Source organism: Vibrio sp. MMG023 (assembly GCF_021654215.1).
GTDB lineage: Bacteria > Pseudomonadota > Gammaproteobacteria > Enterobacterales > Vibrionaceae > Vibrio > Vibrio jasicida.
Map to the genome: position 1 here is coordinate 120,907 of NZ_JAKFZP010000004.1, position 16,975 is coordinate 137,881.

General features: G+C 45.4%; 18 protein-coding genes. 6 read left to right on the plus strand and 12 right to left on the minus strand.

The genetic code is table 11. From position 1 onward, the window contains the following. Positions 1-113: 113 nt before the first annotated feature. A complete protein-coding gene (aroG, locus tag L1076_RS14020; protein ID WP_038865345.1) occupies positions 114-1,166 on the minus strand; it encodes a 3-deoxy-7-phosphoheptulonate synthase AroG in 1,053 nt (350 codons plus the stop codon). Between the two features lie 460 nt (positions 1,167-1,626). On the opposite strand from aroG, the gene L1076_RS14025 reads away from it, so the two are divergent. Further along, positions 1,627-2,607, plus strand: coding sequence for an OmpA family protein (locus L1076_RS14025; protein ID WP_038865343.1), 981 nt, complete (start codon positions 1,627-1,629; stop codon positions 2,605-2,607). Between the two features lie 486 nt (positions 2,608-3,093). On the opposite strand, the gene cyoE is transcribed toward L1076_RS14025, so the two are convergent. From cyoE to L1076_RS14045, 4 genes are read right to left on the minus strand one after another with little or no spacing between them, the layout of a single operon-like run. After that, positions 3,094-4,008, minus strand: a complete 915-nt coding sequence (cyoE, locus tag L1076_RS14030) for a heme o synthase (protein ID WP_237303816.1) — start codon at positions 4,006-4,008, stop codon at positions 3,094-3,096. After that, complete coding sequence (locus L1076_RS14035; RefSeq protein WP_237303817.1) at positions 4,001-5,020, minus strand: COX15/CtaA family protein; 1,020 nt, start codon at positions 5,018-5,020, stop codon at positions 4,001-4,003. Before L1076_RS14035 ends, cyoE begins: the two co-directional genes overlap by 8 nt. 12 nt (positions 5,021-5,032) lie before the next feature. Beyond that, positions 5,033-5,569: a hypothetical protein gene (locus L1076_RS14040; RefSeq protein ID WP_038865337.1), complete on the minus strand. Its 537-nt coding sequence runs from the start codon at positions 5,567-5,569 to the stop codon at positions 5,033-5,035. Then, entirely contained in the window at positions 5,566-6,333 is a 768-nt protein-coding gene (locus tag L1076_RS14045) for an SURF1 family protein (protein WP_237303818.1), read from the minus strand. Before L1076_RS14045 ends, L1076_RS14040 begins: the two co-directional genes overlap by 4 nt. Here L1076_RS14045 and L1076_RS14050 point away from each other — a divergent pair. Next, on the plus strand, positions 6,332-6,568 hold the full coding sequence (locus L1076_RS14050) for a DUF2909 family protein (protein ID WP_005425979.1): 237 nt from the start codon (positions 6,332-6,334) through the stop codon (positions 6,566-6,568). The genes L1076_RS14045 and L1076_RS14050 overlap by 2 nt on opposite strands. Positions 6,569-6,570: 2 nt before the next feature. Here the strand turns inward: L1076_RS14050 and L1076_RS14055 are convergent, their stop codons facing one another. Genes L1076_RS14055 through coxB form a run of 4 tightly spaced genes read right to left on the minus strand, consistent with a single transcriptional unit; the run spans position 6,571 to position 10,894 of the window. Beyond that, positions 6,571-7,455, minus strand: a complete 885-nt coding sequence (locus L1076_RS14055; RefSeq protein WP_009706156.1) for a cytochrome c oxidase subunit 3 — start codon at positions 7,453-7,455, stop codon at positions 6,571-6,573. Between the two features lie 11 nt (positions 7,456-7,466). Continuing rightward, positions 7,467-8,072, minus strand: a complete 606-nt coding sequence (locus tag L1076_RS14060) for a cytochrome c oxidase assembly protein (protein ID WP_039988422.1) — start codon at positions 8,070-8,072, stop codon at positions 7,467-7,469. Positions 8,073-8,093: 21 nt separating this feature from the next. Continuing rightward, positions 8,094-9,734 (minus strand): cytochrome c oxidase subunit I, encoded by a 1,641-nt coding sequence (gene ctaD, locus L1076_RS14065; protein ID WP_237303819.1) that lies wholly within the window; start codon positions 9,732-9,734, stop codon positions 8,094-8,096. After that, positions 9,731-10,894 (minus strand): cytochrome c oxidase subunit II, encoded by a 1,164-nt coding sequence (gene coxB / locus L1076_RS14070; RefSeq protein WP_080869674.1) that lies wholly within the window; start codon positions 10,892-10,894, stop codon positions 9,731-9,733. The genes ctaD and coxB overlap by 4 nt, the downstream gene beginning before the upstream one ends. A 329-nt stretch (positions 10,895-11,223) precedes the next feature. Between coxB and L1076_RS14075 the strand changes: the two genes are divergently transcribed. Continuing rightward, positions 11,224-12,918, plus strand: a complete 1,695-nt coding sequence (locus L1076_RS14075; protein WP_237303820.1) for a phospho-sugar mutase — start codon at positions 11,224-11,226, stop codon at positions 12,916-12,918. Positions 12,919-13,013: 95 nt separating this feature from the next. Here L1076_RS14075 and L1076_RS14080 read toward each other — a convergent pair whose 3' ends face one another. Together L1076_RS14080 and L1076_RS14085 are read right to left on the minus strand one after the other, a co-directional pair. After that, complete coding sequence (locus L1076_RS14080; RefSeq protein WP_054755611.1) at positions 13,014-13,433, minus strand: GNAT family N-acetyltransferase; 420 nt, start codon at positions 13,431-13,433, stop codon at positions 13,014-13,016. A gap of 81 nt (positions 13,434-13,514) precedes the next feature. Further along, positions 13,515-14,147, minus strand: a complete 633-nt coding sequence (locus L1076_RS14085) for a LysE family translocator (protein ID WP_042600004.1) — start codon at positions 14,145-14,147, stop codon at positions 13,515-13,517. Between the two features lie 250 nt (positions 14,148-14,397). On the opposite strand from L1076_RS14085, the gene L1076_RS14090 reads away from it, so the two are divergent. The 3 genes from L1076_RS14090 to L1076_RS14100 all read left to right on the plus strand — a co-directional run bounded on the left by L1076_RS14090 (position 14,398) and on the right by L1076_RS14100 (position 16,348). Beyond that, positions 14,398-15,225, plus strand: a complete 828-nt coding sequence (locus L1076_RS14090; protein ID WP_009706163.1) for an AraC family transcriptional regulator — start codon at positions 14,398-14,400, stop codon at positions 15,223-15,225. 71 nt (positions 15,226-15,296) lie between these two features. Beyond that, positions 15,297-16,040: an AzlC family ABC transporter permease gene (locus L1076_RS14095; RefSeq protein ID WP_102389021.1), complete on the plus strand. Its 744-nt coding sequence runs from the start codon at positions 15,297-15,299 to the stop codon at positions 16,038-16,040. Continuing rightward, positions 16,037-16,348, plus strand: a complete 312-nt coding sequence (locus L1076_RS14100; RefSeq protein WP_102389022.1) for an AzlD domain-containing protein — start codon at positions 16,037-16,039, stop codon at positions 16,346-16,348. Before L1076_RS14095 ends, L1076_RS14100 begins: the two co-directional genes overlap by 4 nt. A gap of 8 nt (positions 16,349-16,356) precedes the next feature. Here the strand turns inward: L1076_RS14100 and L1076_RS14105 are convergent, their stop codons facing one another. Next, positions 16,357-16,971, minus strand: a complete 615-nt coding sequence (locus L1076_RS14105; RefSeq protein WP_102389023.1) for a fumarylacetoacetate hydrolase family protein — start codon at positions 16,969-16,971, stop codon at positions 16,357-16,359. Positions 16,972-16,975: the final 4 nt, after the last annotated feature.

Below are 16,975 nucleotides of genomic sequence, written 5' to 3' on the forward strand. Positions count from 1 at the left end.
GCATACGGTTAAGTACAATGAACGCGCAATTATGACAACCAATAACTCCAAAGCGCTCAGAAATGAAAAAAGCCAGCGCTGTGCTGGCTTTCATTCATTTCAAGCTTATTGGCTTATTTTGCTCGACGAGCTTTAATAGAGTCTGATAGCTGGCGTAGAACCGTCTCAGTATCTTCCCAACCAATACAAGCATCGGTAATCGATTGGCCATAATTTGCGACCTTACCATCCACAAGATCCTGACGACCTTCAACAAGATGCGATTCAATCATCACACCGAAGATCGCGTCTTCACCACCAGCGATCTGTTCTGACACATCATCAGAAACCAACATCTGACGTTTGAACTGCTTAGAACTGTTGGCGTGGCTAAAATCAATCATCACTTTCTTAGGTAGACCCGCAGCATCCAGTTCATCCTTAATTTGAGCAACGTGCGCAGCGCTATAATTCGGCTCTTTACCACCACGGAGGATGATATGACAGTCCGGGTTACCTGCTGTTTCTACGATTGCAGAATGGCCGTATTTAGTAACAGATAAGAAGTGGTGAGAAGCGCTTGCTGAGCGAATCGCATCGCTCGCGATCTTAATGTTGCCATCTGTACCATTCTTAAAGCCAACAGGGCAAGACAGGCCAGAAGCAAGTTCGCGGTGAACCTGAGACTCTGTCGTTCGCGCACCAATCGCACCCCAGCTGATAAGATCCGCAACGTATTGTGGCGTGATCATATCAAGGAATTCGCTCGCGGTCGGTAAGCCCATATCGGTCAGATCAAGAAGAAGCTTACGGCCAATGCGTAACCCGTCATTTAACTTAAATGTGTCGTCTAAGTACGGGTCGTTAATAAGTCCTTTCCAACCTACCGTTGTACGTGGTTTCTCAAAGTAAACACGCATCACGATTTCTAGTTGGTCGCCGAGTTCATCACGCAACACTTTTAACTTTTTACCGTACTCTACCGCCGCTTCTGGGTCATGAATTGAACAAGGGCCAACAATGACAAGTAAACGGTCGTCTTTGCCTTCCAGAATGTTGTGAATGGCATTTCGGCATTCAAAAGTAGTCGAAGAAGCAGTTTCAGTTGCCGGAAATTTTTCTAATACTGCAACGGGTGGCAATAGCTCTTTTACTTTATTAATTCTTACATCATCAGTTTGAAACATTACTTCTACTTCCTAGTTACTATCCCTGACCCACTATTTTGACCCAACTTTACTCAGTGCAACATTGTTCACAAAGCAAGCAATAACAAGGGCTGTAGGCTCATTTAATTGTGTCGATGGAAGTAACTTATCGACTTCACAGTAGACTTGCAATCACTTTTTCTAAAAAAATGCAAATTAACACCTAACGTTCATTTCAAAACACAGCGTACATTTAAGTTTACGAAAAAAGTTCAATAAAATTAGTTATTTTCTTAAAAATATAAAAATCTTGTCTACAATGTAAGAAATATCAGAAGTTTGTGAGGGAGTTCGCGACTAAAAGTGTAGCAAGATCTAAGATATTGTTGCTTGATGTTAAATTAAATGACTATTAAACTAATTTCTTATAACTACCTAGTTTTACTCAAATTGTTAAAACAAAGTAGAAGTTAATATGCAATCAATACAAGGAAACATTATGAACAAAGTAGCAATTGCAGTAGCAGCAGTGGTAGCTGGTGGTTTAATGAGCTCTGCTCATGCTGAGATGTATATCGGGGGCAAAGTAGGCATGACTACTTTAGATGATGCTTGTTATCTAAACAGCCCTTGTGATGATGATGCTTTCGGTGCCGGAATGCACATCGGTTACGATTTCACCGATATCATTGCACTTGAGTATGGCGTTGATTACTTGGGTGACTACAAAGCTAACTTCAAGTCAGGGGCTAATGCTGTAGATACTATCGACGGCGATCTATGGGCACTAACACTTGCACCTAAATTCAACTGGCATCTAAACGACACGTGGAACCTATTCGCGAAAGTTGGTGGTGCTTACATGATTTCTGGTGACGAAAAAGACATCGTGCCTACAGGTTCACTTGGTGCTGAATACACCATTGACCGTAACTGGAGCGTTCGTGCGGAATACCAACGCTACCAAGACATCTCAGACGACGTTCTAGATGATATGGATGCTAACTTCTTCGGCATCGGTGTTAACTACAAATTCGCAGCAGCACCAGTTGTAGCGGCAGTAGTAACAGAAGAGGTGATGGAAGAAGAACCAGTAATGATGACGAAGACGCACCAAGAAGAGTACGGTACAGGTACGTTTGAATTCGACAGTGCAACACTGACTGATTCAGTGTCTGAGCGTCTAGATAACTTCGTTAATTTCTTGAACGAATACCCACAAGCTCAAGTTGAAATTACTGGTTACACAGATAGCTCTGGTCCAGCAGCTTACAACCAAAAACTGTCTGAGCGTCGTGCTCAAGCGGTTGCTGATTACCTAATCGCAGCAGGTATCGATGCAGATCGCTTCACAGTAACTGGTATGGGTGAAGAAGATCCAGTAGCTGACAACAGTACTCATGAAGGTCGCGAACAGAACCGTCGTGTTGTGGTACATGTACCTGAGTTCCAATACGAAGAACTGTCTCAACCTGAATAAGAGTTCCTACTCTGATTTAGTCTAAGGGATGCTTCGGCATCCCTTTTTACTTGCTTCAATTCCTCGCTTTATGCGTCTCATGTTAACGACATTAATCAGGCACCACATAGCTCTCTAGCCTTAACCATTTCCACAACTTAACGCTTAGATCTTATCCAAGCGACACACTCAAACCATTTTAAAACCTTCTTCTTGAACAGCTTTGCCGCCTGAACAACTCAAGACTTAAACAACCCTAAACACTCTTTATCTCTCACCTCGATTCCAAACGAACTTATACTGTCAAGACGGCCTAGAGCTTTCTTTTCGATATTCTTTTTTTAGGTTCTATTGACCTTTCGGGCTAACTTTTTGCAAAGAATGGTTTGCTGTTTATACAAGACAAAGACTTCTTATGTAGCTGGCCTACATAAGAAGTCGACAACGTAGTAGAAGTACCACCGCACCGAAGATTGGTGCGGTCAGTCAGTCGTTAGAAGAAGAGTTTTACACAGAGAACAATGAGCCTAAGTAATGGTCAGCTAATAGTGCAACGAACAGAGCAAGCAAATGGTAGATAGAGAATTTGAAAGTTTCCATAGCGCTGTTTTGTTCAGGTGAGAACTTCAATTTCCACGCATGATACATAAAGCCAATGTTAAGAAGCAAAGAAGAGAAAAGATAAACCGAACCGACCATCCCCACCAGCACAGGCAGAATACAAACGAGCGTGAGTAAAACTGTGTACAGAAGAATCGAAGTTTTGGTGTACTCAATACCATGTGTGACCGGGAGCATTGGAATATCCACTTTTCGATAATCTTCGACCCGATGAATCGCCAATGCCCAGAAATGAGGTGGCGTCCATATAAAGATAATCATCACCAAAAGCCAAGCATGGGCGTGTAACTCTCCTGTGACTGCAGTCCATCCTAAAAGCGGCGGCATAGCACCTGCAATTCCAGCAATTACAATGTTTTGTGGAGTAGCTCGTTTAAGATACATGGTGTAAACCACCGCGTAACCGAGCAAGCTTAAGAACGTCATCCAAGCTGTTAACGGATTAACCAGTGCATACAGAAGTACAAAACCAACAACACCTAACGTAACAGCAAACAACGCGACTGATAACGGATTCGTGTCACCAGAAGGCAGAGGACGCTTGTGAGTTCTGGCCATTCGCGCATCAATTCGGCGATCGATGAGGTGATTAAACGCTGCCGCGGAGCCAGCCATTAAGCCAATTCCGATAAGGCCAATCGCCGCTTGTAGCCAAGGAAAACTGGCCACCGGCGCTAAACTCATTCCGACAATGGCGGTAATCAACATAAGCGCAACGACTTTGGGCTTTGTTAGTTTTAAATAAGTTGAACCGAGCTTCTTCTTACCACTTTCTAGCGGTAACGCGATTTCTTTACTCATAGCGAACTCCTTTCGCTTGATGACTCCAACGAGCTTTACCCTGCCATAGGTAGAACTGACTAACACAGATAAGTGAAAGCATGACCGCTGCGCCTAAATTGTGCGCAACTGCCACATAGATAGGAAGTTGGAACACAACATTGCTTACGCCCAATAGGATTTGGCAAACCAAAGCTAAGCCAATCCATACACCCAAGCGCTGAGAATGGTGTGAGTCTTGTTTTAATAGTAATACGCAGTAAATCAGCACAACACATGCAGTAATGATGGCACCAATACGATGGCTGACATGAATTGTCATTCGAGCTGGGTAATCTAGAACACCAAACTCATAGTTATCAAACCCTGTTTGCCAGAAAGAAAACGCCTCTTTCCAAGATAAGTAACTGGTCCAGTTCCCCTCACAAATCGGTAAAGCGGTGCACATAAGAGCAGCGTAGTTGGATGATGTCCAACCACCAAGCAGGACCTGTGTTAACACTACGCCAAAAGCGATCAAGGAAAAGGTTCTCACGTTTTTTGAAGATGGCGAAAAGTAGAGGCTGTTCTGAGATCTAATCTGACAATAGAACACCGCTTGGAGAGCAAGCAATGTAAATCCGCCCAGTAGGTGCAACATAACAATCACTGGCATGAGTTTTAAAGTTACGGTCCACATTCCCAATGCTGCCTGACCAATAACTAAGACGCAGAGTAGAATCGGAATCGTCGCATCAACACGTTCAGCCCTAACGGCAACAATCGCCATCATCAAAATTACGAGCCCTAAGGTGCCCGCAAAATAACGATGAATCATCTCCAGCCAAGCCTTTCCGTGCTCCACTGCACGTTCTGGAAATAACGCATTCGCTCGAGAAACTTCAGCATCGGTTTGAGGAACGAGTAGTTGACCGTAACATCCCGGCCAATCTGGGCACCCTAAACCTGCATCAGCAAGGCGTGTGTATGCGCCCAGCATAATGACAACGAGGGTAAGACAAAGACTGAACTTAACTAAACGTTCTAACGCCATATCACTCTCTCCCTAACCTACACGTGATAGCTTCAATAGTTTTCGTAGATCCGCCAAAACGTCTTTACTTAACTGAACCAAATCCTCGTTGGCTTCCGGTGTATAGGCCATCACAAGTTGCCCTAATGGATCAACGATCAACATTTGCCCTGCTTGGACTTTTTCCGACAACGAATCATTCATTTGCATCACTATCATCGTTTCGCTCGCACTTGCTGACTGCTTTGATGTCCAGATAACTGGGACGACTCGCTCTTGGTACTTGCCCAACGCAATATGACTCTGCTGCATGAGGTGAAGTTGTTGCTGACACTGTTCTTGGCAATCAGAAGGCAACACATAAGCCAATTGCCACCCTTTTTCACTCAGAGGCGATGTCTGCCCCAATTGTTCAAATGTGGTATAGGGCTCCACCAGCTCACCTCTATTAGTCACACCCGTTTCATACCAGCCTTGACTAAGCACTACTTTGGCAATAATTGCCGGGAGAGCAAAAAGGACAATTAGCGACAACAGTACAATTCTTCCTCTCGTGACCGCTGATGTCATACCTCACCTCCTTGTGAGCGTGAACTTTTGAACCATCGAATGAAGATCATTACAGTGATAAGCAGAAATACACCCGCCATAGCAAACCATTGAAAGGAGTAACCAAAATGCTTAGCACTGGTTAATGGCAAAGGATTCCATGGGAAAGAATACGGCCATCGGACTAAATTGTTTGGCTGTACGACGGTCGGCATTAATTCGACATTAAGTAACTGGCTCAGTTGATTGATGTTGAGGTTTTGCACGCGTATCGTATCGCCAACTTCTGCCATTAAGTCGGAACTCAAAGGGTTCATCGATTTGCGATATAAACGTCCAGTAACCTCGTAAGGGGCTTGTAAAGTTTCTACTTTAGGTAATACAGAGCGTGACGCGCCCCCTTTAACAAACCCTAATTCTAGGAGAATCAATATGGTTGGGTCTTGGGTCAAAGAAACGACTTGAAACGCTAAATACCCCACTGCCCCTTCATACGTTTGGTTATCTAAAAGGATGACCGGAAGTGCCTCCGGAGTCACATTGGCTTTCACCTTAATGCCAATCACACTCTCCTCACGCCAATCATTGTTCTCCAGTACAGTGCGTATATCCTGATAAGGTGCATTCGCTCTTGCAAAAATAGCTTGTTCTAAAAGCTGCTTTTCGTTACCACGTTCGAGCTGCCAGAAGCCCAGTTTGACCAATAGAGAAAACACGACCACAGTTAAACAAACAGCAATCCAAACCCATTTCGATAACATCAAAAACGAAACCGGAGGTGCCATGTCCACCGTATTTCTGTTCAAATTAACGCTTGTCCTTTTGCTGCTTTTCATCATCTTTAACCTCGCAAAAGCGCTTATCGAAATGGTTCGCGAAGACCCAGAGGATTCATCGAAAAAAGGCAAACCAATGAGCCATTATCTCGGTCGTCGTGTCATGTTTTCTGCGTTAGTCGTGATACTCCTTCTGATTGCTCTAGGGGCAGGCTGGATCGCCCCTAACCCTCGTCCTTACTAGTTTTACAGGACATAAACAAAAACAAATAAACACAGCCAAACCACATCTACAAAGTGCCAATACCAGCTGCCCGCTTGGAACGCAAAATGGTTTTTAGGTGAAAAGTGGTCCTTGGCGATGCGGAACAGCAATACGATGAGGAAAATGGTACCGAGGCACACGTGCAAACCATGGAAGCCCGTGAGCATAAAGAAGGTATTACCATAAACGCCCGATTGCAGTGTCAGCCCAATATCTTGATAGGCATGAGCATACTCAACCGCTTGGTAATAAAGGAAGAAACCCGCCAAGACGATGGTGATCTCCAACCAGACAATGAGCGCCGTTCGCTTATCTTGTTCTAAGCTGATGTGTGCCATATGTAACGTAATCGAAGACAATAGCAGCAAAATCGTATTGGTTAATGGAATGCCTTGCCACGGCATTGCTTGAGTCGTATCACCACCCGGCGTGGTAGTGAGCGGCCATATCGCCTCGAAAGCTGGCCACAGCACTTCATGAGTCATGGCATTGTTATCTGCGCCACCTAACCAAGGCACGGAAATCATTCTTGCGTAGAACAGAGCACCAAAGAACGCACCAAAGAACATGATTTCTGAAAAGATGAACCAGCTCATCCCTTGTCGAAATGAACGTGTAATTTGCGCGCTGTACTTTCCGGTAAGGGATTCGGTGATGACGTTACTGAACCACCCGGCCAACATGTAAAGCAAAAACAGCATACCAACCGCAAGAATAATGCCGCCTAGCGTCCCAACCGCACCGTCACTTTGAGTGCCTTGAACGGTCATTCCAGCACCGACAGCGACAAGGAATAACGCAAATGCACCTACAATAGGCCAACTGCTTTGTGCGGGAACATAATAGGTATCAGGCTTGTTACTCATGAGTTCTCTCCTTACAGACGCGCTTTGGTTTGAGGCGTTAAGGTCTGTTTCTCACTCCCTGAGAGGCTAGCTGTCGAAGACTCGCCCGATTGAGGAGGAAATTTGTAGAGTGTGTAAGACAAGGTCAATGTATGAATTGAATCCGGCACGTCCGGCTCAATGTAGAAAATCAAAGGCATACTCGCTTGTTGCTTACCTTCCAATGGTTGTTGATTAAAGCAAAAACACTCGATCTTATTGAAGTAAGCCGCACCAGTACCCGGCGATACGGAGGGCACAGCTTGTCCTACTAAATCTTCACCGCTTTGATTAAAAGCAAGGTATTCCGTTTGAATCACTTCGCCAGGATGAACATCCATGGATACAACTTTTGGTTTGAATTCCCAAGGCATGTCTGGGCTGACGTGCGCCATAAATTCCACACGAATCGTTCTGCTGATATCCGCTTGCATGCCTGTTGGTTGAATCGCTGCGACCTCGCTGGTTTTACCGTTAATACCCAACGCATCGCACATAATGTCGTAGAGTGGCACGAGGGCAAAACCGAAGCCGAACATCATTGCTGTCGCTAACAGCAACTTGATAGTGAGTTTCTTATTAGATGAATTACCTTGCATCTCGCTCACCTCACTCTTTTCTTAATCGACGTTTGGCGGCGTTGTGAACGTGTGGTGTGGTGCTGGACTTGGTACTGTCCACTCTAGACCTTCCGCCCTCTCCCATGGCTTAGCTGGTACTTTTTCACCACCACGGATGCATTTAATCACTAGCCACAAGAAGATCAGTTGGGAAAGACCAAAGGCGAAGCCACCTATCGATACGATTTGGTTTATGTCAGCAAACTGGATGGCGTAATCGGGAATACGTCGTGGCATCCCGGCTAAGCCCAAGAAATGCATTGGGAAGAACAGTACATTAACCGAGATGATGGAACACCAGAAATGCCACAGACTCAGCTTGTGGTCATACATATTGCCCGTCCACTTCGGTAGCCAGTAATACGCTGCCGCCATAATCGAGAACACCGCACCTGACACCAATACATAGTGGAAGTGTGCTACGACAAAGTACGTATCGTGGTATTGGAAGTCCGCAGGCACAATTGCCAGCATCAAGCCTGAGAAACCACCTATTGTGAAAAGAACAATAAAGGCGATGGCAAATAACATCGGTGTCTCGAACGTCATTGCACCTCGCCACATGGTCGCTACCCAGTTAAACACTTTCACCCCGGTTGGCACGGCTATTAACATGGTGCAGTACATGAAGAAAAGTTCGGCGAATACTGGCATCCCTGTGGTAAACATATGATGCGCCCACACTAGGAATGAAAGCAGCGCGATACTACAAGTTGCGTAAACCATCGAATGGTAACCGAACAACTTCTTGCCACTAAAAGCAGGGATGATTGCCGAAACAATACCAAACGAAGGCAAGATCATGATGTACACCTCTGGGTGACCGAAGAACCAAAAGATGTGTTGGAACATCACCGGGTCACCGCCACCAGCGGCATCAAAGAAGCTGGTACCGAAGTATTTGTCGGTCAAAACCATGGTCACCGCACCGGCTAATACGGGCATCACAGCTATCAGCAAGAACGCCGTGATTAGCCAAGTCCAGACGAACATTGGCAACTTGAACCATGTCATACCTGGTGCACGCATGTTTACGATAGTCACGATGACGTTGATGGCACCCATGATGGAACTGATACCCATGATATGGACTGAGAAAACAAACAACGCCGTACTGTCAGGGCCGTAGGTTGTAGAAAGTGGCGCGTAGAAAGTCCACCCGAAATCAGGACCACCACCCGGTAAGAACAAAGAGCCGATCAAAATGAGGAAAGCAAAAGGTAAGATCCAAAAACTCAAGTTGTTCATTCGCGGTAACGCCATATCTGGAGCGCCAATCATCATTGGGATCATCCAGTTAGCTAAGCCGGTAAACGCAGGCATGACGGCACCAAATACCATCACCAAACCATGCACCGTCGTCATTTGGTTAAAGAACTGAGGGTCAACCAATTGCAAACCCGGTTGGAACAACTCAGCGCGAATGACCATCGCCATCGCACCGCCAGTGAGGAACATGGCAAAACTAAACCATAAATAAAGCGTACCGATGTCTTTATGACTGGTGGAATAAAGCCAACGCGCTAGCCCTTTTGGTGCGTGATGATGATCGTGGTCGTCTTCAATCGCAATGGTGGTGTTTGCAGTAGTTTGCGCTTCTGCAGGAGCAGACTTCACCGCTTTTTCAATTGGCTTACTCATATTTCCTCCTTGGCACTTTCTTGTGCCTTAAAGGCGTTAACATCGGATGCTTGAACGGTATCGCCGGTATCATTTCCCCAAGCATTTCGTTGATAGGTAATAACAGCAGCAATTTCTTGGTCGCTAAGTTGGTTAGCAAAAGCTTGCATCGCTGTCCCTGCGCGACCATTTACCAGTACGTCGATGTGAGCAATGACCGGACCTTTGGCGATCTCGCTGCCTTTAATCGCAGGGAACGCCCCCGGAATACCTTCACCGTTAGCTTGATGACATACGGCACAGCGCGCGGTGTAAATCGACTCACCTTGTCCCATCAAATCTTCTATTGAAAGGTCTTGCGTCAATGCCTCTTGTGCAACAGCTTTCTGCAGAGCAATTTCTTGTTTCTTGTCTGTCATCCACTGTTCGAAATCATCTTCCGCCATCGCGTGTACGACAACTGGCATAAACCCATGTGCTCGGCCACAAAGTTCTGCGCACTGACCACGATAAACACCCGGCTCATCAATCTTGGTCCACGCTTCATTGATAAAGCCTGGAATCGTATCTTTCTTAACTGCGAAATCAGGCACCCACCAAGAGTGGATTACGTCATCAGACGTCATTAAGAAACGAACTTTACGGTTGATTGGTAAAACGAGCGGGTTATCCACTTCGAGTAAGTAGTGTGCACCTTTCGCTTCGATGCCATCAATTTCTTTCTGACTGGTAGCAAGAAGGCTGAAGAATTCGACGTCCTCGCCGAAGTAGCTGTAGTGCCATTTCCATTGTGAGCCGGTGATCTTAATCGTGAGGTCAGATTGGCTGGTGTCTTCCATGGCCACCAGCGTTTTGGTCGCCGGAATTGCCATCGCAATGAGTATGATGACGGGGATGATGGTCCAGATAATCTCCACTTTGGTGCTTTCATGGAAATTTGCCGCAACTGCTCCTTTTGACTTTCGGTGCCGGAAGATGGAGTAGAACATTACGCCAAACACAACGAAGGCGATGGCGCAGCAAATGTAGAAGATCAGCATATGTAATTCATACACTTGCTCACTGATCCCCGTAACACCCCGTGTCATGTTGTAATCATTTTGCTCTGACCAACTGGACGAAGAAAATGTGATAAAAATCACATTCGCTAATAAGGCTAGAGTAGTTGCTAATCTTTTCAAAAGATCTCTCCTCTGCTCAGCCGCTGCGCTTGCGCGAGCTTCCTTGCTTCCCGATGCAAATATCGAACAAATTTACAAAAAATCATAAAAACTACGATTTCAGCACTCTTTGTTATATTTATGTTAAAAGGCTAGTTATAGTTCAATAGTTCTTCAAGAAATTAACCGTGAATAAATTTCGTGTAGAGAGAAAAATAAATTCGGTTTATCGATTGCCCTCTTTGAAATGTAATTGAGAACCATTTACATTAGTAAAAAGAAAACATTGGGACACTTTCCGAATTAAAGTGTCTAAACAAGTAGGCTCCCCCTGCTAAGGAAAGATGAATATGACAACACAAATTACTCAGTGGCTAGCACGAGACCCTGACCCTAAAACCCGCGAAGAGCTCCAGCACCTAGTCGATACAAATAATGAACAAGAACTGACAGATCGATTTGGCTCACGCTTAGCATTTGGTACGGCAGGTCTGCGCGGTAAAGTTGGTGCTGGTCCAAACCGCATGAACCGCTTAGTGATTCAAGAAACGGCAACTGGTCTCGGTCACTACCTGATTGAACAAGTAAAAGACGCCGCTTCTCGCGGAGTCGTGATTGGCTATGATGGTCGTCCAGATTCCAAGCAGTTCGCACACGATACAGCCTCCGTTCTTACTGCTTTAGGTATCAAGGTTTATCTAACCTATAAAGTAGCGGCAACACCAATTGTTGCTTTTGGTGTGCGTGAATTGAATGCAGCAGCGGCTGTCGTCGTTACCGCAAGCCATAACCCACCTGAGTACAATGGATTTAAAGTCTACTGGGAAAATGGCGCGCAAATCATTCCACCACACGATTCTGGTATTGCAGCCAAGATTGATGATGCGACAACAAAACCGCTTCCTCTAATGTCACTCGACGACGCGAGGCAAAAAGGTCTATTAGTTTGGCTTGAAGACGAGTACTACCAAACGTACCGTAAGACAATGAACGACAACGCGCTGCTTACACCAAACAGCAACACAGACATCTCGATTGTTTACTCCGCGATGCACGGTGTCGGTGCGGAAATGGCAGAAACGTTGCTCGCAGATGCTGGCTTTGAAAAAGTGGCAAGTGTTCCAGAGCAGCGCGAACCGGACGGCACGTTCCCTACTGTAAACTTCCCGAACCCGGAAGAAGCGGGCGCAATGGATATGGTGATGGCACTGGGTAAATCTGTTAATGCCGACATAGCTTGCGCGAACGATCCTGACGCAGACCGCTTTGCCGTGGCAGTAAAACGCCCAGATGGCGAATACCAAATGCTAACGGGTGACCAAGTGGGTTCATTGTTTGGTGACTACTTACTGCAAGGTCAACCAAACGCGCTTGTTGGGAATACCATTGTGTCTTCTCGTCTATTGAGCAGTATTGCGAAAGCACACGGCGCAGAATACTACCAAACGTTAACTGGCTTTAAATGGCTAACCAACGTAGCAATGACTCAAGAGACAGAAGCGAATCCGTTCCTGTTTGCTTACGAGGAAGCTCTTGGCTACACAGTAGGCAACAAGGTTTGGGATAAAGATGGTTTGTCAGCACTGGTCGCTTTCTCTCAATTGACAGGTAAATTGAAAGCACAAGGCAAAACGCTGTGGGATAAGTTAGAAGAACTATACCGCCAACACGGTTTCTACTTCAACGCGCAGCGCAGCATTGCACTTGACCCTAAATCACCACCAATCGGTGACAAACTTCGCGCGAACCCACCGAAAGAGATCGCAGGTAAACGCATTGAAGTCATTGAAGATCTGAAGTCATCACTTCGATTTGTGACCGATGGTCCAACAGAAGCGATTGACTTGCCTGCAAGTGACGTATTGGTTTACCACCTAGAAGACAAATCACGCGTGATTGTTCGCCCTTCAGGTACTGAACCGAAGTTGAAGTGTTACTACGAAGTGATCAGCGACTTCCCAGCAGAGATGAATTACGCGCAAGCTAACCAAGCAGCGGAAGCGAAGATGAACGCATTGATCGAAGCACATCAACAAAGCTTGTAATTCAGGTTTGAAACATTGACTCTGTGACAACAGCAAATAGTAAATAGTAAAAGAGGCGCATCGAGCGCCTCTTTTTTTGTTCAATTCAAACCAAATCAAGCAATCTGTTTTTGCAGGAAATGTTTATCAATGCCTGCTGCTGGGTAACCTGAATACTGCCCTACTTTTTCAAAACCCAATTTCAAGTAAAAATCGAGTGCTTGAAAGCTATAAGTATCGAGGTACAAATGCGTTACTCCACGCGGTTTCACTTGTTCTTCCAGCAGAGAAATCAGTTTGCTTCCCAATCCCGAAGTACGTGCCTCTGCATCTACCCAAAGATATTCAACGAACACGGTGTTATTGAACATCTCTCCCGTAAGTCCACCAATCACTTTGCCCTCGTCATTATGGGCAAAGCAGCCAACTGCGTTTACATCCCCATCCGGTAAATGCATGCGGTTATACGCTCGGATGCCATCACGGATAAAGTCGAGATCGTTTTGTTCTGGGTTGAGTTTAAATTCAAGTTTCATACTGCCACTCCTTGGAAATCAGTGTGATACTAAAACAAAAAGCCAGCGAGTGCTGGCTTTTGTATAAAAATCTGATTGTTCTTACATCGCGAAGCTACTAAGCATCCAAACTGCCAAAATAATAAACACTAATCCCATCAGCTTGCCTTGGTACATACGGAACTTAGCGTTTTCAACCAAACCTTTCCCCAATGTTCCAGCAAGAGCAACCAGCAAAATGTTGAATAATAGGCCTAATATATTCAGCACTAAGCCTAGCGCCAACATCTGTTCACCAGAAGATGCCGTGATATTGCTAGATACAAACTGTGGCAAAAACATTACGAAAAACACCAACGCCTTGGGGTTCAGTAAATTGCTCATTAAGGCACGCTGATAGTAAGTCGATGCCATTTTATTCTTTTGGTCAAGCTCTGGTGCAGCAGAAACGTCCGCTCGCAAACAGTCCCAACCCATTTTGAGCAAGTACGCGCCCCCCAGTAGATGAAGTACTTTTAACGCGATTGGGCTCATCGCAATCAAGGTCGACACGCCCATTGCGGCCAATAAGGTTAAGATCACACCGGATGTCGCGTTGCCCAAGCTCGCAAACAGACCAACTTTCTTACCATAGCTCATGCTAGAACTGGCAATCAGCAACATGTCAGGCCCAGGTAACAAAAGAAGTGCAACAACAGCAGTGAGATAAACAGGGAGTACAGATAAATCGATCATGGTGGAACTGGCTTTCTAAAACAGGCGGCGGATCTTATACCAATGAGTAGATAACAACCAGACCAAATATCTAACCAAGGAGTAAAATTCAGAAAATAGAAAAGGTTTAATGTTCAATTTAAAAACAATTAACCTTTTTGGTGTTTATTTTTAATACCGATAGCAATTTTGTACAAAAATAAGCAGGATGGATCCGGTAGACTCCAAATGATGTGATGCCACGATTAATGCTTGCGCAGTTCGGAACAAGATGAAAGAAAAGAATAAGGAAATCGCGACTTTTAAGATTGCTCAAGAGCTCGGTGGCTTGGAGCTGCTCGACGCAAAGTACGAAAAACAGAATTTCTCTCGTCATAGCCATGAAGGCTACACCATAGGTGTGATTGAAAAAGGCGCGCAACAGTTCTTTCGTACTGGCGGAAATCATATTGCACCGCAAGACAGCATCATTCTTGTCAACGCCGACGAGGTGCATAACGGTCATTCAGCATCAGAAGGCGGTTGGGAATACAAAGCCATGTATCCCGTACCAGAGCAGTTTCAAACGCTTGGGGAAGAACTTGGCGCACCCAATGTCGCGCAGCCCTACTTCCCCCAACCTGTCGTTTACGATCCGGAACTAGCTAATCAACTGCGATTAGTGTTCGATACTCTAGAGAAGTCCGATAACCGCTTATTAAGAGAGACACTTGTCTACGGTACGTTGGTCAAACTTGCCAGTAAGCACAGTACACATCGAGCCCCTCTTCAAGATGCAACCAAAGCGCAAAAGCAAGTACATCTGGTAAAAGAGTTTCTTGAAGACTTTCCTCAAGCCGATGTCTCTTTAGAAGAACTGGCGAAATTAGCGGGATTAAGTCCTTTTCATTTGTTGCGTGAGTTTCAAAAACAGTTTGGTTTCCCACCGCACGCATTTCAGATTCAACAGAGACTCAGAATGGCGAAAAAACTGCTCAAGTTAGGACAAAAGATTTCTGATGTTGCTCAAGAGTGTGGCTTTCACGATCAAAGCCATTTGCATCGTCACTTTAAAAAAGCCATGGGCGTAACGCCTGGGCAGTACATCAAGCATTGTTAGCAATTTTGTACAAGGCAGCGTGCTGAGGTCAGCCTACCTTAACAGCATGTTTTTCTATTTAAGTTGAAGTTATGGATACTACTTTGCCAACTCATCAAGACTCAAAATCCTCGCTCTTTTTACAAGGCACCATCGCAATGATGCCATTGAGCATTGCTGTATTGCCATGGGGATTACTAGCCGGCTCATTTGCCATTGATACTGGCTTACACCCTTTGGAAGGTCAGGCGCTTTCCGCCATTCTGTTTGCAGGCTCCGCACAACTCGTGGCCATGGGGATGATTAAAGCAGGCGCTGGCTTGACGACGATGTTGCTGACTACTTTTTTCATTACCTCTCGCCATTTTCTCTATAGCGTTTCAATGCGCAGTAAAATTTCGCCATTGCCATTAAAGTGGCGTCTTTCACTTGGCTTTTTACTCACTGATGAGTTGTTTGCCATCGTCGGACACCAATCCGATAAACAATTTAATCGATGGTACGCCCTTGGCGCAGGATTAAGCTTTTATCTCTTCTGGAACTTCGCAACGCTTGCTGGCATCGTCGCTGGCAGTTTGATACCTGAATTGAATGAGCTCGGATTGGAGTTTGCCGTTGCTGCCACCTTTATCGCGATTGTGGTGCCAACGATAAAAAGCATTCCCGTGTTATGCAGTGTTTTAGTGGCATTAGTTAGCTCAGTAGCGCTGAACTACTACCAAGTGGAAGGAAGCTTGATGTTCGCGAGCATTCTCGCCATGTTAACGGGCTATTTTGTGGAACAATTTACGACGAAAGCACCAAACCTTGAGAGTACACCGGAGGAACGCCAATGATCTTTTTGTCTATCTTAGCCATGACAGCCTTGGTGTTCACCAGCCGTTATCTGTTCTTAGAACCGAAATTACCGCTCAGGTTGGGGGTAAGAGCTCAGAAAGTATTGAGCTACGCAAGCCCTGCAGTACTCACCGCAATTTGGGCTCCAATTGTGTTTATGCCAGAGGGTGAACTGAGCGTCACATGGCAAAATCCATTTCTATTGGCTGCTCTATTAGCCGCTGCGATTGCGTACCTCACCAAGAATGTCTTGCTCACTACCATAGTAAGTATGGTCGCGTTCTTATTGCTTCGAATTTGGTTGTAAGCTCACGACTAAGTAGCTACCCACTCAATCTCTAACAAGGTGATGTCTCCACACTTCAAACGCCCAAGGAAGACATCGCCTTGATGCACTTCTCCAACGCCCTTTGGTGTGCCTGTCATCACGACGTCACCATCTTCTAGTGTTGTATAGCTCTTCAGCTCATCGAGAATATTAACTGGTGGGTAAAGCATCTGTTTAACGTGCCCTTTTTGAACATGAACACAGTTAATCAAAAGCTCTAAGTTGAGGTCGTCAATATCGACACCTTGAAGAGAGTGGAATCGACTGAATACCGCTGAGCCGTCGAACGCTTTGGCACGCTCCCACGGTAGTCCTTTTTCTTTGAGGATAGATTGTAAGCCGCGTTTGGTCAGATCTAAGCCAAGCCCAACCGCATTGTATTGACCATTTTTGATCAGAAGGCAGATTTCTGCTTCGTAATGCAAAGGCTCTTGATGAAATGAGGTGAGTTTGGTTGAAACGGAAGTCGCCGGTTTATTAAACACCACCATTTGCTCTGGCATGGCATTATTGAGCTCTTGAATATGCTCAACGTAGTTACGCCCAACACACAGAACTTTACCAACTTTGACTTTCTTCTCTTCAACCTGAATGACGCTCATTGCT

Coding starts and splice junctions, on each gene's coding strand:
- aroG (WP_038865345.1), bottom strand. CDS start 1,166: ATGTTTCAAACTGATGATGTAAGAATTAATAAAGTAAAAGAGCTATTG.
- L1076_RS14025 (WP_038865343.1), top strand. CDS start 1,627: ATGAACAAAGTAGCAATTGCAGTAGCAGCAGTGGTAGCTGGTGGTTTA.
- cyoE (WP_237303816.1), bottom strand. CDS start 4,008: ATGAGTAAAGAAATCGCGTTACCGCTAGAAAGTGGTAAGAAGAAGCTC.
- L1076_RS14035 (WP_237303817.1), bottom strand. CDS start 5,020: ATGGCGTTAGAACGTTTAGTTAAGTTCAGTCTTTGTCTTACCCTCGTT.
- L1076_RS14040 (WP_038865337.1), bottom strand. CDS start 5,569: ATGACATCAGCGGTCACGAGAGGAAGAATTGTACTGTTGTCGCTAATT.
- L1076_RS14050 (WP_005425979.1), top strand. CDS start 6,332: ATGTCCACCGTATTTCTGTTCAAATTAACGCTTGTCCTTTTGCTGCTT.
- L1076_RS14045 (WP_237303818.1), bottom strand. CDS start 6,333: ATGGCACCTCCGGTTTCGTTTTTGATGTTATCGAAATGGGTTTGGATT.
- L1076_RS14055 (WP_009706156.1), bottom strand. CDS start 7,455: ATGAGTAACAAGCCTGATACCTATTATGTTCCCGCACAAAGCAGTTGG.
- L1076_RS14060 (WP_039988422.1), bottom strand. CDS start 8,072: ATGCAAGGTAATTCATCTAATAAGAAACTCACTATCAAGTTGCTGTTA.
- ctaD (WP_237303819.1), bottom strand. CDS start 9,734: ATGAGTAAGCCAATTGAAAAAGCGGTGAAGTCTGCTCCTGCAGAAGCG.
- L1076_RS14075 (WP_237303820.1), top strand. CDS start 11,224: ATGACAACACAAATTACTCAGTGGCTAGCACGAGACCCTGACCCTAAA.
- L1076_RS14080 (WP_054755611.1), bottom strand. CDS start 13,433: ATGAAACTTGAATTTAAACTCAACCCAGAACAAAACGATCTCGACTTT.
- L1076_RS14085 (WP_042600004.1), bottom strand. CDS start 14,147: ATGATCGATTTATCTGTACTCCCTGTTTATCTCACTGCTGTTGTTGCA.
- L1076_RS14090 (WP_009706163.1), top strand. CDS start 14,398: ATGAAAGAAAAGAATAAGGAAATCGCGACTTTTAAGATTGCTCAAGAG.
- L1076_RS14095 (WP_102389021.1), top strand. CDS start 15,297: ATGGATACTACTTTGCCAACTCATCAAGACTCAAAATCCTCGCTCTTT.
- L1076_RS14100 (WP_102389022.1), top strand. CDS start 16,037: ATGATCTTTTTGTCTATCTTAGCCATGACAGCCTTGGTGTTCACCAGC.
- L1076_RS14105 (WP_102389023.1), bottom strand. CDS start 16,971: ATGAGCGTCATTCAGGTTGAAGAGAAGAAAGTCAAAGTTGGTAAAGTT.